Genomic DNA, 13,737 nt, shown 5'->3' with positions numbered 1-13,737 from the left:
AGGCGCACACCAGGTTTTCGGGCGGGTCACCACACCAGGCCTTCTCGAAGCGAAGTCCCTTCGCCGGGACGATGGATCAGGTCAGGCCGTTGCCCACCAGGTGGCTCGTAACCACGCTCCTGTAGATTGGCCGACCGATCCTCTCCAACCCCATCAGGTGGCGGTCTTGCACCGACCCCGTACAGAAGCGAGACCCCGGCGAGTGGATGACGCAAAAGGGATTGACTGAGCAAGGCCCGTTACAGAAGGGTGGGCAAAGCGCAGCGTGCCCACCTTCTCTTGCACCGAACGTGGATGGTGGGCACGGCGCGAAGAGCGCCTTGGCCCACCCTACGCCATGCGGCTCAGATTGCCCGTCCCGCTATGGTGGCCTGATAGCTATGGATCTGCTTGGCAGTCGTAATCGCCGCAAAAATCGCTGCCAAAGCGAATGCTATGGAAAAGGCGAAGAAAACAAAACGTGGCGTCATTGAGTGGGCTCCCTTTCAGGACCCCCCGCGCCATATCTAACGTGAATTCCGAGGCCTTCAAGGCGCGCACGGGCGGTCCACTTAGAATCCCGGAGACTGAAGGGCCACGCCTGTCGCGAAAGGCACAGCATCGGCTTCTCTCAAACGGCGTGGGATGGTCACGCCATGTGCTCGGCCATTTGCCCTCAGGTGAGGGAGTTGTCAGTGCGATTTGTGACGACGCCTTACGAGACGATAGACGCCATACCCGACTGCAATAAGAGCAAGAGGAAGCCCAGCGCCAGCGACAGGTCCAGGAGCGCCATGGACGCTACCAGGAGCGCCATGGACGCCACCATCGGTCCAACCGGCAGGGCTACCATCTCCGTTGAGAACATAACCGGCGGTCGCGATCCCTAACACAGCTAGTCCGCCAAGAGCGCCTTTGAGAGACAAAAGGCGTGTGAATTTCGTCCAAGACATCCAAAACATGATATTTAATCTCCTCGCCCCCGCGATTTGATTAAATATTAACAATTCGTGATAATAATAGCAATATTAAATAAGCAATGCAGTCGCGATGCTGCAAAGCAACATAGCCTCTAATCGATCAGTGACTGAACGCTCGCCCCCCGCCCAACGGTCGGGCGACGCCCAGGCGTAAGTCTCCGATTTTGCGCCGGAGCTCGCCGATATCACTTGATGCGCCGCTTCGTTGCCGCATCTACGCTCTGGCGAAATGTTGCGAGGAAATCGGTCGCGGTCGCGAGGTCGCGTTCGTCCGCTCTCGGACGGCGGGAAATCGCTTCTGGCCGAGACAATCGGTCCAGTTCTGCCCTGAGACGAACGACCTGCCCGTGACGAGTTGCCAAGTCATGGCTTATGCGGAGCAGCGCAATGAGAAGATCGCATTCTTCCATAGCGTCGAATTGAACCCTGGCTATCAGTCGTTAAGCGGCCGCTGCCGCAATCTCTGGTCCATTGTCAGCGTTCAAGAACAGGATGTCCTCGAGTCCCTCACGGGTGTTCAGCCGCTCGGAGACGTCGACGATATGCTGCACGGCGATTGACATCGCACTCGCTCAAGAAATTCGATTGGACCTTGAAAATGACGGGAAACCCTGTCGGTCCTGTAATTAAATAGCGGTGGCGCCGGGCGCACTTGCCTCGACCCACTGCCCTGATAATCGGACTTCGGACGGTAGGCAAGGAGTGTGGCCCGGCAACGATCATCGTGGTTCGCCGGAAAATGCCTGCTGCAGTGCTGTCAGTCTGTCGAGCGCAGCTTGCGGCAGCGGGCCTTTTTCGACCGCGGCGAGCGCGTCCTCGAACTGCTGCGGCGTCGCCATGCCGACCAGGATCGTGCCCATCGCGGGGTGGGATATTGCAAATCGCGTGGCGGCTTCGGTCAGGCTCGCCGCGAACCCCTCCGTGACCAGCGCGATGAGACGGCGTGCGCGATCGATATCGGCATCGTAGCTGATCGCCGAACCGATCGGCTCGGGCGCGGGACCCGCAATCGGATGACGCTCGGCTGAGCCCGACAGCGCACCGCCGGCCAGTACGCGGATGCCCACGACGCCAACGCCGGCGGCCTTGGTGTGATCGAACAATCGTCCGTAATCCTGCGCCGGATAGCTCGGCGGCAAATCGTCGGCGGCAGATGGATTGAGCATGTTGTAGACGATTTGAGCGCTGTCGAAGACGCCAGCATCGATCACTTGCTGCAGCGCCGCCGTGTCGCCGACGGCCGTCATCCCGAGGAAACGGATCTTCCCCTGCTGACGCAGCCGCTCGAACGCCGGCACCACGTCGTCGAGCACCTGCCGGACGCTCAGCGCCGATCCGCCTCCGTTCCCGGTAATCGCATTGTGCAGATGAAAGACGTCGACCCGGTCAAGACGCAGTCGCGCCAGGCTGCCTTCGAGCGATATCCTGACGGCGTCGGCAATCCGGCCAAACGCGCCGGGCGGCAACCGGACCTTGGTGCCGACGGCCACATTGGCCGGTTTCAGCCTTTGCAGGACGCGGCCAAGGTTCTTTTCCGATTCACCATCGCCGTACTGCACGGCTGTGTCGAAGTAGTTGACGCCGGCGGCGATCGCCCGCGCGACGGTGCGCTCCTGGTCGACCGGATCGCCGCGCACCATGAATCCGCCCACCGCGCCGCAGCCGAAACCCAGCACCGAGATCTGCATTCCCGTGCGCCCAAAGACCCGCAATTGCATCGCTGTTCCTCCGGCCGGTTGAAGATTATGCAATGTCGAACGCCGGCTACTCTACCGCAACATTTGCCGCGTGGTGATTGGCCCTCACTTTTCGATTGCAGGCTCTCTGACTGCGGCCAGCACGTAGCGCCATTAAAGGCTGGTTGTTCTCGCAAGTGAAGAAAGCTGCGGTCTCGTTGGCCGCCGCAATCTGCGCGGGGCGCGCGCCAACTCATCCCGTGCAGCGAGCAGCGCGTCGCGCTCGGTCATGTCGCGCAGCCTACCTCCCCTTTGTAATCCATTTCACACATGCAGCGAGCGCGGTCCGATATGATTTCTTGAGGGGGCCCCGAAACGAGAGGCCGAGATGCCAACCTCATCTCACCTTTTGCGATGGTCGACCGAGATGCTGCCGGAGCGCGCGCGGCTCTCCACGTTCCGTGAGGAGTTTGCGCGGCAGAACCTCGCCTTGGACGTGATAGATCACAGCGGCGGGCGCCCGCGTATCGACGTCACCTACTTGCCGCTCGGCGCGGTCGGCCTTTGTGGCGTGGCCGCAACGCCGGTGGAGTTTGTCCGTCACAAACACCACCTCAAGGATAGCCGTGACCAATTCGGACTGAACATCGTCGAGACCGGACCGGTCCAATTCGCAAATGCAGGCCAGGAGCATGTCTATGATGGCGGCTCCGCTTGCTTGATTGACCGGGGAAGGCCGCTGCGCGTATTTGGGCCGCGTGGCGCCAGAGTCAGATTCGTGGTCGTGCAGGCTGCCGCTCTTAGGTCTCTGGTTGCGCAGCCGGAAGATCTATCGGGTCGGCCGGTGCCTCCCGGACCTGCGCTTAGACTCCTCGACCGCTATCTGCGCTCGCTCGCATACCTCAAAGAATCTCCGTCATCCGAGCTCGCCTCCACCATCGGCATACATCTGCTCGATCTCGTGGCCGCGACGCTCGGGCCGACCGCCGAAGCTGCAAACATCGTGACGGAGCGTGGTGTGAAGGCAGCCAGGCTGCAGGCGATCCTGGCTGAGATCGCGCAACGCTTCAGCGATCCCAATTTCGACCTGGACAAAGTCGCCGGGGCGCTCGGCATGTCGCGGCGATACGTGCAAAAATTGCTCGAGGGGACCGGAAAGTCGTTCACCGAGCATCTTGCGGGATGCCGCCTTGAGCGTGCCTTCGCGATGTTGACTGACCCGCACCATCTGCATTTGGCCATCATCGATATCGCGTTTGCAGTCGGCTTTGGTGATGTTTCTCATTTCAATCGCATGTTCCGCCGGCACTTCGGCGAGACGCCATCAGGAGTGCGGGCAGCTTCGACCCATGCGGGAGCAGAAGTGATCCTGCACCCCTTCACAGCGCGCCGGCGAGGCCGCCGAGAACGCGGACTTGACGTGTAAGCCTGTCGGCACCGCCTTCTGGCCGATTCCAATTGCGATGACGGTGCATTTTAAACGGGGCGTCATGACCCCAGCCGATCAGCACCATCTGTGCTGCAGGATCGGTGTCGGCTGGCGCTGTCAACACGTGGCCTTGTCTTGAAGCGAGACCACAAATGACCGACCAGCGATAGGGCTAGCGCGCCCACAATAATAGGGAGCCAAATCGACGTGGTTATGATGAAGAAGGAAATGACGACCACACGTCCAAAGACCGATTCGCTCACCGGGTACTTAAGACGTGCGAAATATGCGTAGATAACAAAGGGGACGGCCAGCACCATCCACGCAGCGACTAGCACTAGTAATACGTCAATAAGTTCGCCGAGATAATGGTGCATGGGCGCACCTCCTGACAGCGTCAGCGCGAATTGCTGTCATCCACTGTGAGCGGCCGTCGCGGTGATCGTCGAGGAGAATTTGGTCTTTTTGGCGTTCTCGGGCATCTGGCGCCGCGGTCCCCGCTAGTGCCCAGCTCATGCGGAGGCACAGCGTTCGATTCGGCCGAGCCAGGCCTGTCAACGCGCGCTCGTCGAGATGGCTCGGGCAAGGGCTCGTCCAATGCAGTCGTAACCGTCGGCGGTGTTGTGCAATCCGTCAAACGTCACGAGTTCGCTCTGCGCAACCCCGGCGGTGATCGAGTTTCGCATCAGCGCAAAACGAGAGAATAGCCCGACCTTTTCCTGTTTTGCGACATCGACGATGATGCCCTCCATCGTTGAGTAGCTGGCGGAAGCGAGCACCTGTGGCGCATATTGCATGTCCATCAACACGACGTCCGAGGACCCTGCCTTAAGTGCCCTAACCCCTTCAAGAACGCTTCTCTTGAGCCCTTCGCCCGGGCGGCCACCCCAGGCGACGTCATTAGTACCTAACTGCCAGATAACGAGATCGGGCGTGTACGCGAAAACGTCCCGCTGGAAGCGTGCGATGTTGTTTGGAATCGTATCGCCGACTCGACCGCTGTTGATAACCTCGATCGTGGCGTTGGATCTAAGTCTCGAGAGCTCTCGACGCATCACCTCCGGATATGTGGCGGCGGACCTAAGCACCCAGAGTCCCACTGTTGACGATGATCCAATCGCCACAATCTTCAGCGGCTCACCGGATTTCAAACGCGCCGCCGTGCGGGGCAATTGTGCACCCAGCGAGACGTTGAAATTTGCCGAAAGGCATCTCTCCGCAGATGATAACTTGTCCTGTGCCTGAGAGGGCGCACTGCCGGACAATCCGATAAGCAAGGCCGCGACGATCGACGCTATTGTTCGAGCGGTTCCGGTACGGAGGGCAAAACAGGTCAACATCTTCCCCCAATAATTGGTCGATTCTCTCTTGACAACCCTTGGTATCAGACGCTTCGCTATGCGGCGCAATTACAATTGACGCGTGGACGGCGAGCAACACGATGAATCCGCGGATAGTGGAAACCGCGGATAATCGCAGGCGAGACGATGATCGGAAAGCCTGTAGCGAAGCGGCTGGTATTTCATATTGGCGGCTATGATCCAATCACGTCGCATCTCAGCGCGCAACGACGCTTTGTGCGCGAAATTGCCAGGTTCCAACGTACCTGGTCAGTGAAAGCGACCGTCGACGGTTTGCGCGATACCGCCGATCAGATTGGATGGAATGTGACGACAACCGGCCCCGATTGGCTGGTCGAAACCGATTACCGTCTGGTCCGGTGGGACGACGTCATCGAGGCCTACGGGCGTCGAAGCATTGGCTCACGCATTTCCATCGGCATTCTCACGTTTCTGGATTTCGTTTTTTCCGGCACTCTTTGGCGTTACTCGGTGACCAACTGGCGATACGCAGGTTTCTTTCTCTATCCATTCGTCATGTTCGGACTGCTCGTCGCGGCCGCCTTCTTGATTGGCGCGTTTGCATTCAAAATCACCGGATCGATTGCCATTGCTGCTGGTGGCGGTCTTTTCGGGTTCGCTGCCGCCTTGGCGGGTCCGTGGCGCTGGCTGCACCTGGGCGACCTGTTCGATGATTGGATTTTTTCTCGCGAGTACATTCGATACGGCAATCTAGAAATCGAGCAAAGACTGGACAGGTTGGCCGGCGAGCTCGTGGCTGCGGCGAGCAACGTTGCCGCAGACGAAATTTTGGTCTTGGGGCACAGCCTTGGCGCCGTGCTTGCCGTTGGTCTGCTTGATCGCGCTTTGAAGCTGGAGCCGGCGCTCGGTGGGAACAAAACGCCGATCACGTTCTTGAGCGTTGGATCCTCCATACTCAAGGTCGGCCTGCACCCGAAGGCAATACGCTTTCGCGCGGCCATGGAACGCGTCGCCAAGTCGCGCGCGATCTTCTGGGGCGACTATCAGGCCCTCATCGATCCCCTGAACTTCTACAAAAGCCGGCCGATGACCGAAATGGGCTTGTCGACGGAAAACGAAACGACCGTCAGGATCGTGAAACTCAGTCGAATGCTTAACCACGACATGTATCGACGCATCCGCTTCCATTTCTTCCGTTTGCACAACCAGTTCGTCAGTGGAAATGACAGGCGAACATCGTACGATTACTTTATGCTGACATGCGGGCCTGTTTCAGCTAAATCCCAGACGCTCGCCCCGGATGGCGCCCTGTCCATGATCGCTAGCGACGGAGGACTTATTGCGAGCGCGCCGCTGCCGGAAAGCGAACTGCTGGGAAGTCCGGGCGCGGCAGCCTGATTCAAATGACGCCCACCATCTCTAAAGCCATTTTCGTCGCCTTGGCGATCGGCTGGTACCTCATACGTTATAAGTACGCGCGGCGCTCTCGCCGCGAAAAGATTGTATGGAGCGCCCGCGGCCCGGCGGAAACTGCGCTGCTGCTCATATCTCTTACAGGACTTGGACTTGTGCCGCTCCTCTACGTAGCGACAGCGATACCTCGTTTCGCTGCCTACAGCTTTCATCCCTTGTTCGCCTGGCTCGGGCTTTTCTTTGCGATTGCGGCTTTGGGTATGTTTCACCTGACGCATCGTGCGCTGGGACGGAACTGGTCGATCAGTCTCGATGTGCGGGAGAAGCATGAACTGGTGACGGAAGGGATTTATCGGAGAGTTCGACACCCGATGTATTCGGCATTTTGGCTGTGGGCTTTCGCCCAGGCACTGCTGCTGCCTAATTGGATTGCCGGCTTTGCGGGCCTGGCCGGCTTCGGGATCTTGTACTTTGGCCGCGTCGCCCGAGAAGAACGAATGATGTTGGAGACCTTTGGCGACAGCTATCGCGCGTATATGGCGCGGACGGGTCGGGTGTTCCCGCCAGTACTCAGAAGCAGGTCCTGACAGGTATCGGATCTGGGGAACCACAAGCGACCGGGTTCCAGACGCCTCAAATTCCGTGCCATTTCCGCAACATCTGACAACAAACGGCTGCTGCGACCGCTAATTGCCCAGTCTAATTGTTGCTGCCATGGCGAGCGTCGGGCTATCTGTTGACGGGTGAATTTCACGGTATCCTGATTCAGTGGGAGACTAAGATGTTGAAGTTCGTGATCCTCGGTGTCGCCTCTCTAGCTTTCGTGGGAACAGCAGCCGCTGCTGACCTCCCGCGGCCTCAGCCTCAGCCGGTAGCTGCGCCGGTCGGCAAATATCCCTTGGGCAAATATCCCGTCGGCAAGAGCCCGGTAGGCAAGTATCCGGTTGCAGCCCCGGTCGTGACCAAAGGTTGATCTAGTACCTGGTCGTGCGCCGACGGCGCACGTTTGAGGTAAATCGACTAGCTGTGGCATCCGATCTTTGATTCGCGAGGATTCGAAGATGCTGGGAATGACTCGGAAATATCCAGGTCTTCAACGTCTTGCTGGGGTCGCGGTGCTCGCGGCCTCCGTGAGCTTGGGGGCCGGGAGCGGGAGCGCACAACAGCTCGCGGCGCGCTCCGACCAGCAGCAACGGGACGCTTCCCCTAAACCGGCAGCCAAGCATGCTGAGAGCATGGCTGCGGTTACGCCCAGTGCCCCGCCTGCCAGGTCAGACGCTAAGCCGATCCAAAGAGCTACGGCCAGAGGCCCCTACTACGTCGATTTTCGTGCCCGCACGGCAGCATCCTACGGTCATGCCTTCGTCTGGTACGGAAAGACGAGCGAAAAGGAGGTCGAGGTCGCGGGTTTGGCTCCGGCTGGCGACACGCTGCCCTACATGTTGGGACACCTCGTATTTGTTCCCTCTGAAACAGGGGCGAGCTATGGCGATCTTGACGAGCAATATTTGACGGCGAGCTATCGTGTCTATTTGAACGAGGCTGACGCCAAGAAGGTCTTTGCTTACATCAAGCATCTCCAGGAGACCTCGCCGCTATGGAATGCGGCAACGACGAACTGCACCTTCTTTATCGGCCGCATAGCGACCTTTATGGGCCTGAAGGCTCCGTTTCATCTGTTAAAGCCTGAGGAATACGTAAACGAGCTCAGAGAGCTGAACGGTGGACGGAAAACGGTGCAGCTTGAATCCGATCGGAGCTAAACTCCTCCGTATTGAGTTCATCCAGCTTTCCTGACCGTTTGGATAGCTGCGCGCTCTTCAACGAGTTCAAGCGAGTGGTTTCCTTGGAGGAAACGAGACACTCGTGTGCGCCTCGTTTGATTGAACGCGCCCATCGGTACACCTCGCGACAAACGCGAAGCGTTTGCGCGGAGATCATGCTCAAGCAAAAGACAGAGCGGGATGATGATTCGAAGAAAAATCATCACACTCTAGTTAGCGTCGCCCGCATTTGGAGGCGATGGATCAGACCCTTGTTTTGAGCTAAGCCGTTCGAGCCGCCTCGAACGGCGCGGGCGGCGGCTCCACTGCGGCAAATCAAGTGCGCGTAAGCTATTGCGCCGGTTCGGGGACGTTAATGCGGGTCTATATCATTGTTGCCGGCCTGGTCCTTTCGGTCATCGGAGGGGCAAGCGCCACGGTTGTCGATAAAGGAACCGACGCGCAGAGATCTTGCGAGCTGCTTGTTCAGAACTCGTTTCGCAATCAGGACGACGCTCGGTCCGCCGGCGCATGTGAGGGAATGATCGAGACTGCAGTGCTGTTTTCACCGAATCTGCCGGCTGACATACGTGCATGTCCGCCCGCGCAAGGCAGCATATTGCAGGGCGCCAAGGTCCTTCTGCGATATCTTGATAACAATCCGGATCGAGCGAAGGAACCGGGGATCACCGTCGCTATCGAAGCATTCAGAGATACTTGGCCTTGCCAGGGGGACGACGCCGATTCGTCTCCCAAGGCTGGATCAAAAAAGCGCGCGCCGAAAAAACCAAAACAATAGAAAGCGCCCTTTTGGCTCGCTGACGTCCTAGCGCACTGACCATGGCCATACCGATGACGGTTGCGGATTTTTGGCTTGCGGCCGCGCAGGGGTGGGCGCCGGCTTGTGCGTCTGGGCGACATTGGTCGATGGCCGTGGACGCGGCACTGGTATTTCCGGCGTCACCCTTGGCTCTTCGGGGCTGATCTTTGGCTCTGAAGTGTTGGCGATGACGCGGGCCAATTGTTCCTGGCTTGCGTTGAGCCGCTCGGTGACCGTCGCGCTTTCGCGCGCCATCTGTATCTGGGCCGCCTTGATCTGATCGATGATATTGTTGTTGCGTGCCATTTCTGCCTGGATCGCCTTGAGTTGGCTCGCGACATTTTCGTTGTCGCGGACCAATTGCCCTTGCGCCGCCTCGAGCTGTTCGACCGCTTGCCTCAAGGCAGCGAGATCGCGCGCCATCGGTTGGAGCTGCTGCGCCAAGTCGGACGACGGGACGACCGGAGTCGGCGCGACATTGGTCGGTGCAGCGTCTTTCGGTGCGGTCTGTGTCAGAGGTGCTGGGTCTGAGGAGGCCATCGTCTCCGTATGAACGGAGGACGACCGCCACCAGGTAGCGACACCAATGGATGCTGCCAACAGAGAACCGACGAAAACCACATGGCGCCAATCCGCCGCTCGATGAATCCTTGCCAGGGGGGCGCGAGGCGGCTTCATGCTGGTCGGCGAGGGCGAAGGCCCAATGCTGGTCGGCGGGTCCGAACGATTGACTCCCGCTTCGCGCGCCAACAGGTTCGAAATCTGCTCCTGCAGGTTCGCGACCTGCCCTTCCGCGAGTTTGCCGTCCAGCGTGGAATCCATTTGGTGCTCCGTATCAAACGCAACGTCACCCGCCTGAGAGCGATCCGCGCACTGCGCTGCGGCGAGCTAACATTCAACAAGAGACAGATGCTTTTCGCAGAAAGTTCACCCCCAAACTGTCCCTGCGTTTTAACACTGCCGACGAGGCGGAACTATGTTTACGGCCGGCGAACAGCTTTGGGCCAGAAAAATGGGACGCCGATCCGTCCAACTGCCGAAAATGCATAGTCCGCCGCTGGGGAGCAGCGCTAACGTTTAGGTTCACTCAGGTTGTTGGTGCAGCATCGCTCGGGCCAGGTCGGTGCTCTAAATTTTCCAGACACTTATTCGTCCGAGGCCCGAGCCAAATCAAAGGAGGACGCAATGAGTAAGCTCTTTTCGGCAGCACTGATCGCTGTGGCCATGTTCGCCAGTCCGGCGATGGCGGCATGGTACGACAGAAACGGCGCAGCCGTCGCTTCTTCCCGCATCGTTCACTGCATCCGGGCTCCAGACGTTGGCCAGTTTGCCGGAGGTGCCTGGAATAATCCTCCCTGCGAACTGGCAACCTGGCGCTCAGGCGGCAGGGCGGCGTGGTATGACAGAAACGGCGCAGTCATCGCCCCCTCCCGCGTCGTTCATTGCATCCGGGCTCCAGACGTTGGCCAGTTTGCCGGAGGTGCCTGGAACAATCCTCCCTGCGAACCGGCAACCTGGCGCTGAAGCGCCAGGTCATACTACGGTACGGCCAGTGACATCCCTGCCACTGGACCCGCGACTATGACCGGGCCGCAATCAAGCTTTCCCCGGCGCGCTTGTCGTTTGTCAGGCATCTCGTGCCGGTGCGCCCTATTCGTGCTCGCCGTTAAGGATCAGAGCGCCGAGTCCGAAGAACGTGACGCCGCCGACCCAGAGTAGTTCAAGCGCGGCCTCGGTCGCCGAGGTCTCGATCGGCACGTCGCGCGTGAAGGACACGGCGACGAACACCAGGTTCACAAGCAAGCCGATCCAGCCACACGCGAAGAACAGCCATTTGAACAGGGATTTCATGATCCTCGCTCTTGTCTTTCGCCTTGCCCAACCGGCGGAAATCGTCGAGGGCGCAGCGGAGGCCGTACAGCGGCACGCGCAGTTCACAGTGAATATAGGGGTGGAGCGAATTTAACGCACCGGCGGGCCGCGCCGCGCGACGGCGCGCCGTCATTTGTTGCTTGAGATAAATCAAACGGGAACCAATAGGCTTGCATCACCATTCTGCGTAGGCGTCCTGTTTCTGAGCCAGCCATCTCCCGTAAAAAGCGCACCCGTGCAGCAGCGCGCCCTGGATGTTGGAGAAGCAGAGCCGAGATGGGAATAAGAAGCTTTATCCGACTGATATTTGGGGCCGTTCCCGCTCCGCCCGATGCCACGAGGCTCGACGGAACAAGCGAGGGCGCGCTTGCTCGCTCCTTGTCGAAATTCTCACCGGGCAAGCGGGGCTGGATCACGTCTGCCGAGGCGAGCATCTTGTTCTCGAACAAGGACGCACAATACGCGTTCGGAGAAACGGACCGGGACGGCAGAAGAAACATCGAGACGTTCGCGGCGCAGCACGGCTCTGTGGTCACCTTCATGCCGGTCGAAAGCCGGGTCTATTTTCAGCGCGATCCGACCTGAGCGGCTTCGTCGTTACCAGAGACGGGCGCGCACTCGTCACGAGTCGGGCCAGCATCCGCCTCAGGGCGCGATGCCCAAATGATCCGACACCGATTCTATTCCTGGCGTTGCCTCGGCCGCAACGCGAACGGCGGTCTTCTCATCCACGCTGTAGACAAATCCCCAGAGATCGGCGCAGCGGTCACTGACAATGATGTTGAAGGGTCTGCCCGCCCACGGCTGATCCTTGATGCTGTCGACGAAGCGTTGATGTAGCACGCGGTCGCTTTCAACCCAATCCGTATCGTCGTTGGCGCGTGCCAAGACTTGCAACAGGTTCGCACGGCTGACGATACCGACCACGAGTTCGTCCTGAACGATCGGCACCCGCTTGATGCTGTGCTTCTCCATCAAGTTCGCGATTTCCCGTAACGGTGTTTCCGGCTGCGCCGTGATCACCTCACGCGTCATCACATCGCTGACCCGTTTGGCGTGCGACTTGACGAACTCCTTCGCCAGCGCGTCGCTGGACATGAGTGTTTCGCTCCCTCCGGAACGGCGCTGTTCGGTGCCGATCTCGACGCGCCGGATCAGATCGCCTTCCGAAACGATGCCGACCAGCTTCGCGCGGATATCGATGACCGGGAGCGCGCTGACGCAGTTACTGACCATCGCATTGGCCGCGATTTGAACGGGGATATCGGGGCCAACCGAGATAACCCCACGAACCATCACGTCCCGCGCCTGCATGTCCGGCTCCCTTGTTCGGGGCAAAAAATCTACCACGCGCGCCGACCTATTGCAGCCCCGCAGGAAGCATGTCCGGTCGGGTTTCAAGATGCGAAAGAACTCAGAATGAAGCGCGGTAGGGACGGTCATTGCTGACCGCCCCCCGCCCAAATCCGTGCAGGCGGAATTCCCGCACACGGCTCCTGCCTTGGGTGCATGACGGCAAAGCGCTTGTCCGGATACGGGTGAAGGATACGCGGTTGCGGGAGCCAGTCGGCGGCTAGCCTTTGCATTCGTTGCCATGAGAAGCGGTCCTTCTGGCCGCGCCGCCGCAGCGTGCGCAGCCAGATGCGCGTCACATAGTAGTAGAATGCTTTCAGTGCAGGACCGTTGGTCGGCACCGCATGATAGGCGAAGAAGCCTCTGACCACTTGCCTGAGCCAAGCCCCTTGCTCGGGGATAGCGTCGTGCATGCGCCGTCGCAATTCCTCCTTGACCCTCTTGAGCGTTGCCCGCATGCGATCGCGCCGTGTTGTTCTTTTGACAAGGAACTGGCCACGGCGGTTGCGTTCACAGATGAAGGTAAAGCCAAGAAAGTTGAAGGTCTCCGGTTTTCCGAGTCCGCGATGAGCGCGTCGTTCCGCCGCAAAGCGGCCGAACTCGATCAAGCGGGTCTTGTCCGGATTGAGCGACAGCGAGAACTCCTCGAACCGCTTGCGCATATCGTCCCAGAAGCGCCGGGCGTCCGCCTCGTGCTCGAAGCCGACGACAATGTCATCAGCATACCGCATGAGGATCATGTCGCCCGTGGCCTCGTGCCGTCGCCAGCGCGCGGCCCAGAGGTCGAACACGTAATGCAGGTAGACGTTGGCGAGCAGCGGTGAGATGACCGATCCCTGCCCTGTCCCCTTTTCACTGACCGTGACAACCCCGTTCTCTAGGACACCAGCCTTCAACCACTTCTGGATCAGGCGGGTAATGCGCAGATCGCCGATGCGGTGCCCCACAAATCGCATCAGCCAGTCTTTGCTGACTGAGTCAAAAAAGGAGGCCACATCTGCGTCAAAAATGAAGTTCACTCGCCTGCTCGTGATCCCGACGACCAGCGCATCCAGCGCATTGTGCTGACCTCGCTTGGGTCGGAACCCGTAGCTGAACCCGAGGAAGTCTTCCTCGTAGATGGCGTTCAG

Annotated in this window: 15 protein-coding genes; 8 read left to right on the top strand and 7 right to left on the bottom strand. The window is 59.4% G+C overall.

The features are described from left to right. Positions 1–344: 344 nt before the first annotated feature. Positions 345–470, bottom strand: coding sequence for a hypothetical protein (locus YY7_RS64665; protein ID WP_283807056.1), 126 nt, complete (start codon positions 468–470; stop codon positions 345–347). 854 nt (positions 471–1,324) lie between these two features. Between YY7_RS64665 and YY7_RS0147030 the strand changes: the two genes are divergently transcribed. Further along, entirely contained in the window at positions 1,325–1,519 is a 195-nt protein-coding gene (locus YY7_RS0147030; RefSeq protein ID WP_028169078.1) for a hypothetical protein, read from the top strand. 159 nt (positions 1,520–1,678) lie between these two features. On the opposite strand, the gene YY7_RS0147025 is transcribed toward YY7_RS0147030, so the two are convergent. Continuing rightward, positions 1,679–2,677, bottom strand: coding sequence for an aldo/keto reductase (locus tag YY7_RS0147025; protein ID WP_080664170.1), 999 nt, complete (start codon positions 2,675–2,677; stop codon positions 1,679–1,681). Between the two features lie 346 nt (positions 2,678–3,023). Between YY7_RS0147025 and YY7_RS57305 the strand changes: the two genes are divergently transcribed. Further along, entirely contained in the window at positions 3,024–4,061 is a 1,038-nt protein-coding gene (locus YY7_RS57305; RefSeq protein WP_080664169.1) for a helix-turn-helix transcriptional regulator, read from the top strand. A gap of 557 nt (positions 4,062–4,618) precedes the next feature. On the opposite strand, the gene YY7_RS0147015 is transcribed toward YY7_RS57305, so the two are convergent. Continuing rightward, a complete protein-coding gene (locus YY7_RS0147015) occupies positions 4,619–5,401 on the bottom strand; it encodes an SGNH/GDSL hydrolase family protein (RefSeq protein ID WP_245287683.1) in 783 nt (260 codons plus the stop codon). Positions 5,402–5,551: 150 nt separating this feature from the next. Here YY7_RS0147015 and YY7_RS0147010 point away from each other — a divergent pair, with 150 nt between their 5' ends. The 5 genes from YY7_RS0147010 to YY7_RS0146990 all read left to right on the top strand — a co-directional run bounded on the left by YY7_RS0147010 (position 5,552) and on the right by YY7_RS0146990 (position 9,361). Further along, entirely contained in the window at positions 5,552–6,784 is a 1,233-nt protein-coding gene (locus YY7_RS0147010) for a hypothetical protein (RefSeq protein ID WP_028169075.1), read from the top strand. Positions 6,785–6,789: 5 nt separating this feature from the next. Beyond that, the gene (locus YY7_RS0147005) at positions 6,790–7,386 is read left to right on the top strand and encodes a protein-S-isoprenylcysteine O-methyltransferase (protein ID WP_028169074.1); all 597 of its coding nucleotides are present in this window, start codon (positions 6,790–6,792) and stop codon (positions 7,384–7,386) included. A 194-nt stretch (positions 7,387–7,580) separates the two neighbouring features. Next, positions 7,581–7,772: a hypothetical protein gene (locus tag YY7_RS0147000; protein WP_027577737.1), complete on the top strand. Its 192-nt coding sequence runs from the start codon at positions 7,581–7,583 to the stop codon at positions 7,770–7,772. A 91-nt stretch (positions 7,773–7,863) separates the two neighbouring features. Then, positions 7,864–8,562 (top strand): hypothetical protein, encoded by a 699-nt coding sequence (locus YY7_RS0146995; RefSeq protein WP_433994576.1) that lies wholly within the window; start codon positions 7,864–7,866, stop codon positions 8,560–8,562. A 376-nt stretch (positions 8,563–8,938) separates the two neighbouring features. Then, a complete protein-coding gene (locus YY7_RS0146990) occupies positions 8,939–9,361 on the top strand; it encodes a Rap1a/Tai family immunity protein (RefSeq protein WP_028169072.1) in 423 nt (140 codons plus the stop codon). A gap of 27 nt (positions 9,362–9,388) precedes the next feature. On the opposite strand, the gene YY7_RS0146985 is transcribed toward YY7_RS0146990, so the two are convergent. Together YY7_RS0146985 and YY7_RS0146975 are read right to left on the bottom strand one after the other, a co-directional pair. Beyond that, positions 9,389–10,204 carry a hypothetical protein gene (locus YY7_RS0146985; RefSeq protein ID WP_028169071.1) on the bottom strand — a complete coding sequence of 272 codons (816 nt, stop codon included), beginning with the start codon at positions 10,202–10,204 and terminating at the stop codon, positions 9,389–9,391. A gap of 828 nt (positions 10,205–11,032) precedes the next feature. Beyond that, positions 11,033–11,233: a hypothetical protein gene (locus tag YY7_RS0146975; RefSeq protein ID WP_028169070.1), complete on the bottom strand. Its 201-nt coding sequence runs from the start codon at positions 11,231–11,233 to the stop codon at positions 11,033–11,035. A 456-nt stretch (positions 11,234–11,689) separates the two neighbouring features. Here YY7_RS0146975 and YY7_RS0146965 point away from each other — a divergent pair, with 456 nt between their 5' ends. Next, positions 11,690–11,839, top strand: coding sequence for a hypothetical protein (locus YY7_RS0146965; RefSeq protein ID WP_155255643.1), 150 nt, complete (start codon positions 11,690–11,692; stop codon positions 11,837–11,839). Between the two features lie 60 nt (positions 11,840–11,899). Here YY7_RS0146965 and YY7_RS0146960 read toward each other — a convergent pair whose 3' ends face one another. Then, positions 11,900–12,568, bottom strand: coding sequence for a CBS domain-containing protein (locus YY7_RS0146960; protein WP_028169068.1), 669 nt, complete (start codon positions 12,566–12,568; stop codon positions 11,900–11,902). Between the two features lie 125 nt (positions 12,569–12,693). Continuing rightward, positions 12,694–13,737 (bottom strand): reverse transcriptase domain-containing protein (locus YY7_RS55645; protein ID WP_035692897.1); only part of this gene is annotated, 1,044 nt, incomplete at its 5' end.

Origin of the sequence: Bradyrhizobium elkanii WSM2783, assembly GCF_000472865.1 — a bacterium.
Classification (GTDB): Bacteria; Pseudomonadota; Alphaproteobacteria; order Rhizobiales; family Xanthobacteraceae; genus Bradyrhizobium; species Bradyrhizobium elkanii_A.
The sequence above is the reverse complement of the archived record's forward strand: the minus strand, read 5'-3'. Positions and strand labels throughout refer to the sequence as shown.

Excerpts from the sequence above, each read along its gene's own strand:
- YY7_RS0146975 (WP_028169070.1), bottom strand. The coding sequence starts at position 11,233 with ATGAAATCCCTGTTCAAATGGCTGTTCTTCGCGTGTGGCTGGATCGGC.
- YY7_RS0147030 (WP_028169078.1), top strand. The coding sequence starts at position 1,325 with ATGGCTTATGCGGAGCAGCGCAATGAGAAGATCGCATTCTTCCATAGC.
- YY7_RS0146985 (WP_028169071.1), bottom strand. The coding sequence starts at position 10,204 with ATGGATTCCACGCTGGACGGCAAACTCGCGGAAGGGCAGGTCGCGAAC.
- YY7_RS0147010 (WP_028169075.1), top strand. The coding sequence starts at position 5,552 with ATGATCGGAAAGCCTGTAGCGAAGCGGCTGGTATTTCATATTGGCGGC.
- YY7_RS0146960 (WP_028169068.1), bottom strand. The coding sequence starts at position 12,568 with ATGCAGGCGCGGGACGTGATGGTTCGTGGGGTTATCTCGGTTGGCCCC.
- YY7_RS0147005 (WP_028169074.1), top strand. The coding sequence starts at position 6,790 with ATGACGCCCACCATCTCTAAAGCCATTTTCGTCGCCTTGGCGATCGGC.
- YY7_RS57305 (WP_080664169.1), top strand. The coding sequence starts at position 3,024 with ATGCCAACCTCATCTCACCTTTTGCGATGGTCGACCGAGATGCTGCCG.
- YY7_RS64665 (WP_283807056.1), bottom strand. The coding sequence starts at position 470 with ATGACGCCACGTTTTGTTTTCTTCGCCTTTTCCATAGCATTCGCTTTG.
- YY7_RS0147000 (WP_027577737.1), top strand. The coding sequence starts at position 7,581 with ATGTTGAAGTTCGTGATCCTCGGTGTCGCCTCTCTAGCTTTCGTGGGA.
- YY7_RS0146990 (WP_028169072.1), top strand. The coding sequence starts at position 8,939 with ATGCGGGTCTATATCATTGTTGCCGGCCTGGTCCTTTCGGTCATCGGA.
- YY7_RS0147025 (WP_080664170.1), bottom strand. The coding sequence starts at position 2,677 with ATGCAATTGCGGGTCTTTGGGCGCACGGGAATGCAGATCTCGGTGCTG.